Raw genomic sequence first — 13,278 nt, 5'->3', positions numbered from 1 at the left:
ATCTATCCAATCTGCCTGCCCTCCATTTCAGACCAAACAATTTCCTTTTTGACTTTCTTAACTTCCTCGAATTTTTCTCCAGCCCATTCCAGCACGAAGTTTCCAGGATTCCCATTGCGCACCTTTAGCAGCTCGACCTGCCAGCGTGGAAAACCCAGGCCTGGCATTCCATCTTCTGTTTGCGAAGGCAGGGGACTTATCCTCCATCTCGCGGTGGCCACTGTACTTGCGGTTTTATTTTCATCTTTTCGGAGGATAAATCCTGTTACGCCACTTGACTCTACAGCCAGCTGCAATCTTCGAGATTCGATAAGTGATAAATTATTTACCTCGGCGACTACGGCCGCGAGCCCCTCGCACTTGAGGGCCTCTTCTGTAATCCATAGCACATCCTTTTCGGTCTGTACATCCATAAAAATAATGCGCTCGGGCTCGACATTGAACAGGCCGAGCGAGGCAGGGAAAAGACGACGCGAAGTACTTGCCCATACGCATGCCGCACCGTTTTCCATAAGCACAGCCAGCAGACCTGCGATGAAGCCATCGCTTGCCGCTGATTGTTCCGGGACTACAGTAATAAACTCATGGATCGCTTTTTTGGGGAATACTCCACCTGGGAAAGCATCTTCAATCTCTCCTAGGCCGATTCGCTCAGCCTTGCCCGAGGCAACGGGCTTAAAGCCCTGCCACAACAGGATATCCTGCTGCAATTTTTGAAACAATTCCCTTTTAGCATCCATGGTATTCGAGTTAATTTTATACTATTATTTTTAGTATTCTAAAATTATACAACAAACATAAAGCTAAAATTGTTAGTAAAATACAAAATGTTGAAAAGATTGTGCTTTTGGTGGAGAACTCCAATTAAGGCATAGCCTAATGTTGCGCAAACAGATTGTTTATTTTATCTTGCAAAAAAGAAAAAAATAAGTATTCCCTTGTGTTGCCAAATAAGGAAAACTCGTAAAATTAGATATCCGATGGCTCCAATCCAACGAAACCCTGTGCTTTAAGAATTGCCGCCGTTTCTTCCTGGTATCGCTTGTAGCCTTCCGGATCAGCGTACCTGGTTTCTACGATACTGCCATTTTCCAAAGAGGTGGAACCCGTGCAATATAGACTGGACAGAACATTGGGCTGATAGGTGTTTTTCAAAAGCGCTAAGATGTCAAAGGCAAACTCGGAAAAATGCTGTTCCCAGAATGTCAGCAGCAGGCTGAAATATTGATCATCCTTATACTTTAGGCATTTCGATGTTGTCCAAAAGGATAACGATGAGTTGTTGTTTGGCTTAGAATCGACATTTTCATTTCTGAAGCTTATTTTTCCGCTGTTGTATCTATCAAGCGTTTCGGCCCGGAGTATAATTCCCCCGTAGAATCTTCGAATCATTGTGGCATTAACTAGTTCATCCATAGCTGCAAAATCTTTATCATGCTCTTTACGGAGTTCGAAAAATACAGTTGCACAGAAGAAATTGGCAGGAAGATACATCTTGGCGCGACTGGTCGGCGGGTCTACCCGCGCCAATAATGGCTTAAGCTTGGACAGCTGGTCGACCGCTTCCTTCGCTGACTGCCTGTTAAATGCGGATTTCACCTCAAATACCGCATGAACATACTCAACAGGTATTGCCAGCGACTTTCCCTGACCGGAAGAATCTGGATTATCCTCGACCCAAAGCACAGGAGATTCCAACTGGTCATATATGATCACATCATAATGCACCATGTGCTCCTTGCTGGAAATCCCGGGTGAAATGATATATCCAGATGTTACCGCATATCTTTTTGGCAGAAATTCGCTTAGCCATTTTCGAAATTCGGCCTCTGCTACAAGACCATGTCTGACTTTTACCAGCTTATTGTTTTCCAGATCCTTCGCTAAATCATAGGCAGCAAGCATTCGGGTTTTTGCGGCGAGGAACTGTTTCCATCCCTGGCTTGCCATCTGTGGTTGGAGCGGCTTTTGGCTTGACATTTCGTTTCTATCTTTTGCGCTAAATTAAAAAAGAACCGCTAGTTTCTCCAATGATCGAAATCCAGTTGTTCCTGATCCACAAAGGTAAGGTCAAGAGCTGGATGATCGGGATAATCAGCCGGCGTAGCCTCGCCTGCAAAACGGTAATCCTTATCGATGGTACATGCCTCCATTAATTTTGATGGGATTTGGGTAAGTGCAATTTCGGTCAGGCGTTCTTCGCTCGGTTCCTCCATTAGCCACTCCCAGGCCAAATCATCCGTAAGGATAGTTGGCATTCTTTTTTTAGAATTATGGATCTGCTGCATGATTCCATTTGCCGCGGTAGTTCCAAAGGCAACCGTACGCACCCATTGCCCAGCTTCCTTATCAAACCAATCATTATATACTCCAGGAAACCAGAAATATTCTTTATCCATAATACCAATCATATAGGGAACTTTATCTGTTGCCTTCAGCAACTGACCCTTCTTACCATAGGTAGGTACATGCATGGATTCGATGATACCAGTTGAGAGCACCAGACATCGACGCTGGCGCGCAGCCTCTGCCCACATGGATTTTTTACCAGCTTCATTAGTAAAAAGATTCTCCGCCTTAAAGTTGAGCGTGGTATACATGCCCCTAAACTTTTTGGCCTCTTCGCGGTCTTTTGCATAACCTGGGATAAATCCCCATTCAGCCTGTTGGATCTCAAAATCTCTGCGGTCATCAGTCGCAACAACAATTGCACATGGCGCATAGTTGAACCCATTATGTACGCCCTTGTCCAAAAAATCATAGTTTCTGACCGCTTTTTCCAATTGCTTGAGTTGGATAAACTCGGCTCTGGTCACTTTCTGTCCGTTGTAATAACACATGATTCTTTCCTATTAGCGCGGATATGCTCCGCAATTAATTTCCCTATCTCCTGCGCTTCGGCCTGTCTCCCCTGGGGGATTGAAGTCCAGAACTTCTGATCCCGGATACCAATTCCGATAGCAATCACCAGCGGCTTTTTCCAACCGCCAAAGTTAACATGGAACACCCTGTTCGAACCGAACTCATGTTCAGAGACCATAATCTGCCGCCCATCAAGCACTAGTTCAAATGGTGGTTCAATTTTCCTCACGATTAAAATTAAGGAAAAAATCCAAGAAACTAATAGTAGTCAAGCGCCTAACTTTCAGACACAAAATAAAAAACGGGGAACAATCGTGATGATCATTCCCCGTTCTAAATTAACGCTCTCATATATAAAGACGTAACTTGAGCAGATTTATTATAAATGCCATTAATTTTTTTCCATTTCTCTCTTTTGATTCTTTCCTCCTTCTAGATACGTGATCACTAGGGTTTTTACTAAACTTGGGCCTTTTAAAGTTTACTTGTTCAGCCCTAACCTTTCCATACATTGAAGAAAAGCCTCATTCAGTATTTGATTTTTTGATGTTACATGACATTGTTGTAAATAAGTAGCGATAGACCATCGGACGGCACCAGTGTCCGCAACTTTCTTGCCCATGAGCTCATTTAGGTTGAATCCTTGCTCCAATGCGCTGCCCATCATTTCAATATCAGCGATACTTGCGAGCTGGAGATCATAAGAGATTTCCCTGTGAGCTGCGGTTAGATCTGGAAGAATAGCAGAGTTTAAAACATATACCTGATCATATCCGACTATGATATTTAGGATTCTCGTTACTTTTCCAAACCTAACATCTTTAACTTTTTTTTCTAATATAGCCTTCCTAAATGAATCCAATTGCCGTACGGCCTTTTTTAGGTTTCCAGCCTGAACCTCCCCTTTGATGATTTCAGGTTCAAAATAACTCCTTGCCGGAAGTTTTAATAAGGTTGTTTTAACTTCCACAAGCAAACATACTTCAGCATTAATAAGTGCAAAATCAGGAAGAAGTCCAGTCCAAGGCTCGGAAAAATCAACGTCTAGATCAATAAATGTGTGTGCTTTGCCTGGCGTCTTGAGGTGCCGTCCAATATATTCCCTAAAAACGATTCCAAACGCATTCCGAAAGGGATTTTCGCCCGTTTTTCCAGCAACTTTTGCGATTTGTTGTTCTTTATTTGCCAATAAATAAAATATCCCAGCACTTGCCTTTTCCAGAAAATATTTAGGCTGAGGGACGACTACGGTACCAGCCCTGAGAACGCTGGATCTATCTACGCGTATTGCGGGCATGGCGGTGAAGGGGTCATGTCCATAAATGTCTTTTAATTTATCCATCTGATTGCCTCGACCTGGACCACGAACCATTTCCCTGTATTGTTTTGCAGTTCCTGTTGCCAATTCTGTGAAAATAGATATTGCTTCCGGGGTGACGATATCTTTTAATTTGGAGATCTCTATGGTCATTTCGTAGTCTAATATCCCATTTACCAATAACCACATCGCAATACCTGTAGCCATAAACTGAAAACAATCCAGTTTGTAAAACTCCATTAGCTTTCTGTTAAAGTCATATGCAGAAGTTGCAATAGAAGGATTTGATATGAACATGGCATAACCTCTTCCAATAACGGTATGCTGCCTTGCTTGCAGGGGGAACTGGATTTGACCAATGCGAGAGAAATATTGAGATATGGCCTCCGGACCTTGGTCGATTGGAATGTCAACGTCTGTATCATAAAGCTCTATTACCATTTCGTAAGCCTTATGAAATGCTGGGGTATCAAGCAGCATACGTTGTCCTTTATGATCATTTGCCCCGCTCAAGATCATAAATCTTGCCATCCGGGTCAGATTTAATCCAACAAACTTTCTTTCCTGCTCTGTCAACCGACCTATCCATCTATACAGATGCTCTGGAACATTCGAGCTGTGGAGCTTTTGCTCACCATATTTCAAAACAGCATTAATTGCCCCGAATAAATAGAGCGTATCAGATAAATGGAATTTTTTAAAGTAGTCATACAACTCTTCCAGAGATCCTTTCTTCATATCGTTTGTTATTGGTTTTGCAAATCAGTATTATATATAATCCGCATGGAGGCAAATTTTACTGCAGGCTAGTTCTTAGCCATTACCATACTGCTTTAGCTTCAGGGTATCAGTTTGACTGAAGTATATCCATATGTTAATGCTAAATATGGTGGCTTTTTGAATTCTTCAATTTCATTCTCAACCAGAAAGGCTCTTCTGTAATTTGTTTTCTTAATTGAATTACCTTTTTCGTCTAGCTGGTCCTCTACGACTCCACTGATTTCAAAATTTTCACCATAAAAGTTTCCGCGCTGCATGTTTCCACCTACCGCAGCATCGGCCTTGGATTCAATTACCTTTTTTAATATCTGCAATGGATCTAGAGTTTCGTTTTCCTTAAAGACCTGTTCGGCATACGCTTTACCCGAGCCAAAAAACATCATTCCATGTTCTGGCAGTATCTCTTCAAATTGGTAATCGACTTGATCTTCCTTTATATCCGGATAAAAACGCACTATACGCACCCGCTTCTCGACGATGCAGTAGCCTCCAAGTAGAATTTCCGAAAGGCCTGTTTTTCCCAGAACAGCGGTTAGCTCCTGAGAAACCTCCCTATAGTATTTAAGAACAAGGGAACTGATCCCTATGATGGATACATCAGACATGTTTGTTAGATAGGTTACATTCGGGAGAATTTCGGCAATGGAGTCTTTAACTGTATTGGCATTAATGGAACTTCCCACGACCGCAAGCCCATAGATTAGCTCATGTTCATACTTATTGAAATCGTCCCTGGATTTTGCAGGCCCTTTTAATTTAAAAGGAACAGTAAATATCTTGATCCCCTTATCAAAGAAACCAGCCTCACCAAACGAAATCCTGGAATCTGAAGAGAACGATACACCTTTGTCGTTCCTCTGTGCAATTACTAGAGTCATAAAAAGTCAAATCTGAGGTAAGCGTGAATCCCAATCTAGGAAATATTAAACAGAATTAGTTGTTTAGGCAACAAAAAACTGTTCGTAAAACAGAGCTGTCCAATAGGATTATTACAAGCCCGGGTTTTATTTTTGCAGCTTTTTTACTCTAATGAGTAGCCAGTTAGTACCCCAGCAAAAGTTTTGATGTCGTAAATTCCCTCCACTCCAACCATAAATTGCTTTTGAAAGTCGTTCCAGCACATAAACCTATAGATGTCTTTATAAGAATTATTCAGCTTTCTTAGAAAAAGCTACCAACCTGTTCTTTATCGTTGATTTATTAAGTGACTTGAAAAACTCCAAAATGGCAAAATAATTTTCTGCAAAATACGGAAAGCAAACGTTCCATGGACTCATGATTTTTTTCTTTCTTTTTGCAATTTGTATGCCTGTTCCCGAAGCTTATCCAACTCGTTAATGTTAAATGGAGTCCAAGACTTTAATTCTTTATCGGACATTACCTCGATGGATCTCATAAGTTTAGCAATGTCTTTTTGGAAAAGATTGACATAAGCTTTGGCTACCTGATAGTCGCCAGCCGTAATAGTAGAGGGATCGACAATTGAATTAATAAAATCAACATAGAAAGCCCTCTGTTTCAAACTATCGGCATTGCTCCACCAAAAGTAATTAGCTGTAGCCATGGCAGTATTCATTAATGCTGCCCCTAAAAAGGAGAATATTCCAGTTGGCCTTAAGTTTGTAGACGAAGAAAAGCGAAACAAAAGATACATCGAAAAAAAATCCTTAACCAGATCATGCCTTACCTTGTGATGAAGGAAAATCTTCTTAAACCATGATTGCTGTCTCAGGGGTACTTTTCTAGACATTAACAAACAGGCAAAAGCTTTTATGAGTTCTTCCGTACCCAAAATCAAATGAGCGATTGCATTCTGAGGTTCGTCAGATTTCCCAAGTATTTCAGCGCAGCGGAAATGCCTATTTGCATTTTCCTCTATGACAGGATATATTGATTTAAATTCTTGTAGGGTCAGGTCGTTCCACCCACGTGGTTTTGAAGGCGTATCCAAGGTATGCATATATTTGAGCGTAGCTTTCTAAAATAAGCTAAGTATAAGCTTTGTGCAAAAAATCTTTTGCACATATTCTCTTAAACTCTGAGATAAAATTCAGCATGTCAACCATAAAATAAAAAAGCCATCAGTTTATACACTAATGGCCTTATTTCCCAAAACAGTCTCCTGTTTATTATTTATCGCTATTTTTTTTCTCTGTAACTTCAGCCCTGATTTCCTGAGCTAAAACCTTGAGATCCTGCATTGCCTTACGTACTCGCGTACCAGCGGCTGCGTTTCCACCATCATAAAATTTTGTTACATCGGCTTCTACTGAAGCAATAACTTCCTGCACCTGTTTGAATTTTTCCATAACTGTTTTTTTTAGGCCAAATGACCACGGTATTGTTTTTTATCTAGGAAACCGTATTCCAGCCCTAAAACTAAACATTTCAACCAAAATTCGAAAAGAACTTTAAAAATTCCGAATCCTGCATCATTGCCTTGCCTTATTACATCTGCTTACAATGGATAGACCGTAGCATCCACCAACAAAATACCCTATCCGGTGAAGTTCCTGATTTGAAAGCAATAGATGATTTACTGTTTTGGTTTATAACACTGCATTCCGTGCTCATGTTAAAAAAGTAGGTCACTTTGGGAGCCGTGCATTATAATTCCGACACCGTTAAAATCAATCTAAAAATAAATTTAGATAAATCTAAATTTATTTTTAGTCTTTTCTATTTTTATTATTAGATTTACAAAAAAATCAGATACCATGCAGAAAAGATTACCCATTGTCCTGCTTTCACTTATGAGCCTGGTTGCTATAATGGTGTCCTGTGAGAAGATAATCCCTTCTTCTCCAAAAGAGGACGAAATTCTTGATGGGCCGGTAGAAGGACTCAGCTATGAACAGTTGAGACGGTTCGCTTTGGGAGATGCAGCCTTCAACAATGAGATATTTACTCCTGAGAACGGTCTTGGTCCTGGCTTTGTTGCAACCAGCTGCGGAAGCTGCCATGCGGGTGACGGCAAAGGCCATCCCTTTACTACGTTGGTTCGTTTCGGGCAGACTGATGAAACAGGCAATAAATTTTTAGAACAGGGAGGCCCACAACTGCAGAACAGGGCTATTCCCGGGTACAAACCTGAGCAAATCCCAGCGGGGGCCACCTTTTCAAAATTTACGCCGCCTGCCAATACCGGCCTTGGCTTTCTCGAACTGGTAGCTGATGCAGATATATTGGCTATGGCTGACCCCCAGGATCTGGATAATGACGGCATTTCTGGTATCCCGAATTACGCAGTACTTCCCTCATATGTTCAGACGCTTAACAATGCTATTCCACTGAAGGGAAAATATATCCATCGTTTTGGAAAAAAGGCGGCAGCATATAACCTGCTCCACCAGACCGTGAATGCCTACAACTAGGATATCGGGATTACTTCAAGCTTTGATCCTATGGATGCCTATACGCGGATGGTGATTGACCCTGAAATCCCCACACTTACAGTGAATAACGTGGTGTTTTATCTTCAGACGCTAAAAGCGCCTATACAGCGCAATGTAGGGAATGCGGAAGTTGAAACTGGCAGGAAACTGTTCGAAAAGATCAACTGTTCAGGCTGTCACAAGCCTACCCTAAAAACAGGTTTTTCACCGGTAGCCGCTCTGTCCAACAAAGAATTTCATCCTTATACCGACCTGTTGCTTCACGATATGGGGCCTGGGCTGGATGATGGTTATACGGAAGGATCGGCAAAAACCTTCGAATGGAGAACCCCGCCCCTATGGGGACTGGGACTTTCGATGAATTCACAGGGGGGATCTTATCATCTGCTGCATGATGGAAGGGCAAAAAGCATCGAAGAGGCGGTAACCCTTCATGGAGGAGAGGCATCTGCAAGCCGCAACAGCTTCAACCAGCTTTCTGGGGAAGAAAAGAATGCGCTGCTCAGATTTTTAGAATCACTATAGAAATGAAAAGAAAAGATTTTATAAAAGGCTGTGGAATGGCCTGCCTTGGAGGCTTTGGGATTACCACGTTGATCAGTGGATGCAGCAGCCTGGTGCCGGCGACGGGCGAGATTGCAGGGGATAACCTGGTCGTAGAAATGAAGGACTTTGAGCTCAGACAGGGAAAAAATGTCCAGTTCAAAAGATACATTGTAGTCAGCAATGACCTGCTCCGATATCCCATCTGTATCTATAGGCATGACGAACTGAATTATTCTGCGCTGTGGATGCAGTGCACCCACCAGGGAACTGAACTCCAGGCTTTCGGCGACAGGCTTCAATGTCCGGCCCACGGAAGCGAGTTTGACAATAAGGGCAGAATGACCAATGGTCCGGCAGAAGCAAACTTAAGAACCTTCCCCATCACCATAGAAAAAACCAGGATCAAAATTTCACTGAAGGCAGTATGAAAAAACTCTTTACGCTGATCATATCTATTGGTATCGGTCAGATGGCTTTTGCCCAGATCGACCCGAAACTTTTAAGGGCCAAACCCGGTGATACCGCAAAAAACTCACTCAACATGGATGCAGTTTATGAACGGCCTTTTATTGCCGTGGGAAAACTTCCTGTGTCGGTGGGCGGATACATGGAAGCCAACTGGCAGTATCAGGGTACAGACGGGATCTCTGAAGGACAGCAGTTCCAGTTCAGAAGGATGACGCTATTTGTAGCCTCAACCATTTCCAAGCGCATCAAGTTTCTTTCCGAGATCGAATTTGAACCTGCTGAAAAAGAAATAGCGGTTGAATTTGCTGCGCTGGATCTGGAACTGTACCCCTTGCTTAATTTAAGGGGCGGAATGATATTAAATCCCATTGGTGCATTCAACCAGAACCATGACGGTCCTAAATGGGAATTCACCGACCGTCCGATCGCCATGACACAGATGCTGCCTGCAACCTGGAGCAGTGCAGGATTCGGGATTTATGGCAAGAACTATAGTGGTGACTGGATGCTTGGCTACGAGTTATATGCCACAAGCAGCTTTGACGATTCCATTATTGCAAACACTGAAAACAGAACCTCCCTGGCTGCCTCAAAAAGAAATCCGGAAAGGTTTGAAGAAATTGCAAGCGGGCAGCCGCTTCTAACGGGAAAGGTCGCGGTACGCAGGAACAATGTAGGCGAACTCGGCCTATCCTATATGGGAGGGGTTTACAATAAATGGCAGTCAGACGGGATTGTTATCGATGACAAACGCAGGCTAAATGTTTTCGCCATAGACTTTAACACTACACTTCCCAAACTTAAGACCTTCATCACCGCTGAGTGGGCATGGGTCAAGGTCGATGTTCCCGACACCTATTCCCAGCAGTTCGGGAGCCGTCAGATGGGGGGATATATGGATATAGTTCAGCCTGTGATCAAAAGAACGATTCTGGGCTGGCAGCATTCTGTTGTAAGTTTAGCCTGCAGGGTAGAGTATGTGGACTGGAATGTAGGGAAGTTCAGGGAGACCGGCGGGAATATTGGTGATGAGCTTTTCAGCGTAATGCCCGGCATCAGTTTCAGGCCAAGGCAACAAACCGTGCTGAGGTTTTCCTACCGAAAACAGTGGCAGAAGGATATCCTTGGAAACCCGCCTGCCAGAACCGGAGCGGTGCAGTTCGGGGTGTCAACCTATTTTTAATGATACCTGCCAGGATAAACGCGATAAGAAGCCTAAGAGTATATCCCATTCATTGTCCAAATCCATTTATTGTGTTTAGTCTGATTTATTTTTTATGCGTTCCCGTACCAAATGGATATTATTTTGCTTTCCCTGCGAGAGCATAGACTTGCAATAAGGCGTAAAAAAACGGTGAGCCGATAGAAATGCAAGTGTTTTTTTATCCCAATGGCTTAGGTCCACATCTGCCCTTTTCTGCATTTCGCGCGCAACCTTTGCATCGGTGATGAGAAATTCCTCATTGCCCAGGTTATAGGTATCAGCATCACAGATAATTTCTTCAAGGACATTGCTAGGGCTATGTGGAATTGAGGTGGAGAGTATGCAGCGGCCAATGGTGGAGGTGATATCCGGTGCAATCCCTTTATCTGAAAGAAACTCTTCCATCAGCCGCACGCTTCGATGCTCATGGCCGGCAGGAGGCCCAATCAGCTGCCCGGTATCATGAAACCATGCTGCAGAGAAAAGTATGAATTCCTGAAGGTTATCCAGGCGAAAATTAGAAGCGATTTCCTGGGTCCTTTTGACCACAAGTCTAGTATGATCCAGATCGTGGTATGCCAGGTCAGTCTGCCAGTGCTCCTCAAAAAGATAGCTTACATAAGCTTGAACATCTCCAATAAGCATGCTGAAGATGTTTCTGCGCCTGCGCTTAAAAAAGTATTTACCTGTTAGCAGGATCACAGACCCCGCTAGCACACAGATCAATAATAACTGATAATAATTCATAATATTCTTATTTTTTTAATCCGCCTGTCCTAAAGAGGTAATAGGCACTCTGATAATAAGAAATGGCTTCCCTTCCAAGTGTTTCAGAAGATTTCTCGGAGGTCTGTATATTGGTTTTGAAATCATAAAGATAGCTCTGCGGAGGCTTCCTTGGACTGAGTACCACAAGGGTGTCGCTACGGAGATAACCGAGCTTTTGATAGGTTCCTAGCAAGATCCTTGGGCGGTACCCGGGTGATCGAACGTCCATACCGAAGTTATTGCTCTCAAAGTCCCATTTCAACAGACCGAACAAGGTTGGATAGAGATCTATCTGTGAGCAAAGGCTGGGAATTATCGAAGGGGGCTGTCCATTGAGGTTGTATATCATCGCCGGGATATGGTAACGGGAGATATCAATCTCGTTCTTTCCTGCGCTTTCCGCGCAGTGATCGGCAACGAATATAAACACGGTATTGCTGAACCATGGCTTTTTCCGAACTTGTCTTAAAAATTCCCCAATGGCATAATCGGTATATTTTACTGCGCCCTCTCTTCCCGTGCCTGGTGGGATATCTATCTTTCCTTTGGGATAGGTAAAGGGCCGATGGTTGGAAGTGGTCATGACAAAATCGTAGAAAGGCGTCTTTAACGAGTGCCTTTTATCCGCATCACGGATTACCGCAGCGAAAAGATCCCCGTCCGATACGCCCCAGGCATTTTCAAAGCTCACTTCGCTATCGGTCAATATGGTCCGCTTTCCCAGATAGGCATCGCCCATTGTAAGCTTCCTTCCCCTATCTGTTATGTCATAGCCATTGCTTCCGAAGAACTGGTTCATATTGTCAAAGTAACCGTCCCCGCCATAAAAAAAGCCTGTGGAATACCCGCGTTTGGAAAAAATACTGCCTATTGTGCTCAGGTTTGCATTATTGCTCCTCCTTACAATACTGTTCCCCGGTGTTGGCGGAACGGCGAGGGAAAGCGCCTCCATCCCTCGCACGGTACGGGTGCCTGTTGCATACATGCGCTCAAAGAGGATGCTCTCTTTGGCCAGCGAATCCAGAACAGGTGTCAGTTTTTGTGTATTGCCAAAAGTGCCCATATAATCAGCGCTGAAACTCTCCATGACCACCATGATGACATTGGGTTCCCTCTGGCCATTACCGGCCAGAACCGATCTACGTACCGAAGGCCCTTTGAAAATAAACCTGCTAGTGGGAGAGGTGAGTTCTTTTCTTACCAAATTGAAGGCAAGCTGATTTGCGAGCATCGGATAAAACTGATCGTAGCTAAGCTCATTCGCCTTGAAGGCCGCTACGAAAGAATATATCCCTGCTTTGGAAATTTCTGCCGCATAACGGTTACCGCTTTTATCCCCCCAGGAGTTATCTATCTCTATCGTATAGAATATTGCTGTCAGAATGATCAGGGCTGTATTTACCGATCGACGGGCAAAAGGTGTAGCAGACTCGAAGCTCTTCCTGAACGCCCCTTTCATAAGATAGTTCCATAAAAAGGAGATTATGACAACAGCTGAAATCAAAAGTGGCAGCGGATAGGACTCGTTGATGTTGTGCACAACCTCATAAGTATAGACCAGATAATCTACTGCTATAAAGTTAAAACGGCTCTCAAATTCCCGCCAAAAAGTAAATTCTGCGAAAAAAGAAAATATCGAAATCAAGACCATCAGAAAAAGAAGGATATGGGTAAACACCTTGTTAAATCCAGTCCTGTTCCATTTTTGGGGAAGGATGAGCAGATAAAGTGCATAAAATACACTGAAATATGTGGACACCCCAAGATCGAAGACGAATCCTTTAGCAAAAGCGGTGAGGATTTCTCCAAATCCCAGCCCCGCCTTTCCGAGCGAAACCGCAGTAAAACTGATCCTCAGCATGGTCGAGACACAGATGAAGAAAAAGATAAAGGAATATAGTAAACTATATCGGCTTTTCATAAAAATCTGCTTCATG

The 13,278-nt window shown here is 43.3% G+C and carries 12 protein-coding genes and 1 pseudogene; 3 read left to right on the top strand and 10 right to left on the bottom strand.

What is annotated here, in order from left to right; genetic code table 11:
* Positions 1-2: 2 nt before the first annotated feature.
* The 8 genes from ABD769_RS00670 to ABD769_RS00635 form a co-directional block, all read right to left on the bottom strand.
* Positions 3-740, bottom strand: a complete 738-nt coding sequence (locus ABD769_RS00670; protein WP_265856972.1) for an ImuA family protein — start codon at positions 738-740, stop codon at positions 3-5.
* A 229-nt stretch (positions 741-969) separates the two neighbouring features.
* Entirely contained in the window at positions 970-1,950 is a 981-nt protein-coding gene (locus ABD769_RS00665; protein ID WP_344848341.1) for a DUF6602 domain-containing protein, read from the bottom strand.
* 68 nt (positions 1,951-2,018) lie between these two features.
* Entirely contained in the window at positions 2,019-2,840 is an 822-nt protein-coding gene (locus ABD769_RS00660; RefSeq protein WP_344848338.1) for an SOS response-associated peptidase, read from the bottom strand.
* Positions 2,813-3,091 carry a hypothetical protein gene (locus tag ABD769_RS00655; protein WP_344848335.1) on the bottom strand — a complete coding sequence of 93 codons (279 nt, stop codon included), beginning with the start codon at positions 3,089-3,091 and terminating at the stop codon, positions 2,813-2,815. Before ABD769_RS00655 ends, ABD769_RS00660 begins: the two co-directional genes overlap by 28 nt.
* 252 nt (positions 3,092-3,343) lie before the next feature.
* On the bottom strand, positions 3,344-4,918 hold the full coding sequence (locus ABD769_RS00650) for a hypothetical protein (RefSeq protein WP_344848332.1): 1,575 nt from the start codon (positions 4,916-4,918) through the stop codon (positions 3,344-3,346).
* A 101-nt stretch (positions 4,919-5,019) separates the two neighbouring features.
* Entirely contained in the window at positions 5,020-5,838 is an 819-nt protein-coding gene (locus ABD769_RS00645) for a hypothetical protein (protein WP_344848329.1), read from the bottom strand.
* A 395-nt stretch (positions 5,839-6,233) separates the two neighbouring features.
* Entirely contained in the window at positions 6,234-6,911 is a 678-nt protein-coding gene (locus tag ABD769_RS00640; protein ID WP_165585838.1) for an AbiV family abortive infection protein, read from the bottom strand.
* A 178-nt stretch (positions 6,912-7,089) separates the two neighbouring features.
* The gene (locus ABD769_RS00635) at positions 7,090-7,269 is read right to left on the bottom strand and encodes a histone H1 (protein ID WP_344848322.1); all 180 of its coding nucleotides are present in this window, start codon (positions 7,267-7,269) and stop codon (positions 7,090-7,092) included.
* Between the two features lie 408 nt (positions 7,270-7,677).
* On the opposite strand from ABD769_RS00635, the pseudogene ABD769_RS00630 reads away from it, so the two are divergent.
* The 3 genes and pseudogenes from ABD769_RS00630 (at position 7,678) to ABD769_RS00620 (ending at position 10,552) form a co-directional block, all read left to right on the top strand.
* Positions 7,678-8,880: pseudogene (locus tag ABD769_RS00630) on the top strand (di-heme oxidoredictase family protein).
* 2 nt (positions 8,881-8,882) lie between these two features.
* The gene (locus tag ABD769_RS00625; RefSeq protein ID WP_344848319.1) at positions 8,883-9,329 is read left to right on the top strand and encodes a QcrA and Rieske domain-containing protein; all 447 of its coding nucleotides are present in this window, start codon (positions 8,883-8,885) and stop codon (positions 9,327-9,329) included.
* Entirely contained in the window at positions 9,326-10,552 is a 1,227-nt protein-coding gene (locus ABD769_RS00620; protein ID WP_344848316.1) for a hypothetical protein, read from the top strand. The genes ABD769_RS00625 and ABD769_RS00620 overlap by 4 nt, the downstream gene beginning before the upstream one ends.
* Before the next feature lie 75 nt (positions 10,553-10,627).
* Here the strand turns inward: ABD769_RS00620 and ABD769_RS00615 are convergent, their stop codons facing one another.
* On the bottom strand, positions 10,628-11,320 hold the full coding sequence (locus ABD769_RS00615; RefSeq protein WP_344848314.1) for an HD domain-containing protein: 693 nt from the start codon (positions 11,318-11,320) through the stop codon (positions 10,628-10,630).
* A 7-nt stretch (positions 11,321-11,327) separates the two neighbouring features.
* On the bottom strand, positions 11,328-13,277 hold the full coding sequence (locus ABD769_RS00610) for an LTA synthase family protein (RefSeq protein WP_344848311.1): 1,950 nt from the start codon (positions 13,275-13,277) through the stop codon (positions 11,328-11,330).
* Position 13,278 lies beyond the last annotated feature (1 nt).

The sequence above is a fragment of the Pedobacter jeongneungensis genome (assembly GCF_039538295.1).
GTDB classification, from domain to species: Bacteria; Bacteroidota; Bacteroidia; order Sphingobacteriales; family Sphingobacteriaceae; genus Pedobacter; species Pedobacter jeongneungensis.
The sequence above is the reverse complement of the archived record's forward strand: the minus strand, read 5'-3'. Positions and strand labels throughout refer to the sequence as shown.

What these genes read in the sequence shown, in the direction of transcription:
- ABD769_RS00610 (WP_344848311.1), bottom strand. Translation starts at nt 13,277, where the DNA reads ATGAAGCAGATTTTTATGAAAAGCCGATATAGTTTACTATATTCCTTT.
- ABD769_RS00635 (WP_344848322.1), bottom strand. Translation starts at nt 7,269, where the DNA reads ATGGAAAAATTCAAACAGGTGCAGGAAGTTATTGCTTCAGTAGAAGCC.
- ABD769_RS00645 (WP_344848329.1), bottom strand. Translation starts at nt 5,838, where the DNA reads ATGACTCTAGTAATTGCACAGAGGAACGACAAAGGTGTATCGTTCTCT.
- ABD769_RS00650 (WP_344848332.1), bottom strand. Translation starts at nt 4,918, where the DNA reads ATGAAGAAAGGATCTCTGGAAGAGTTGTATGACTACTTTAAAAAATTC.
- ABD769_RS00620 (WP_344848316.1), top strand. Translation starts at nt 9,326, where the DNA reads ATGAAAAAACTCTTTACGCTGATCATATCTATTGGTATCGGTCAGATG.
- ABD769_RS00660 (WP_344848338.1), bottom strand. Translation starts at nt 2,840, where the DNA reads ATGTGTTATTACAACGGACAGAAAGTGACCAGAGCCGAGTTTATCCAA.
- ABD769_RS00615 (WP_344848314.1), bottom strand. Translation starts at nt 11,320, where the DNA reads ATGAATTATTATCAGTTATTATTGATCTGTGTGCTAGCGGGGTCTGTG.
- ABD769_RS00665 (WP_344848341.1), bottom strand. Translation starts at nt 1,950, where the DNA reads ATGGCAAGCCAGGGATGGAAACAGTTCCTCGCCGCAAAAACCCGAATG.
- ABD769_RS00670 (WP_265856972.1), bottom strand. Translation starts at nt 740, where the DNA reads ATGGATGCTAAAAGGGAATTGTTTCAAAAATTGCAGCAGGATATCCTG.
- ABD769_RS00625 (WP_344848319.1), top strand. Translation starts at nt 8,883, where the DNA reads ATGAAAAGAAAAGATTTTATAAAAGGCTGTGGAATGGCCTGCCTTGGA.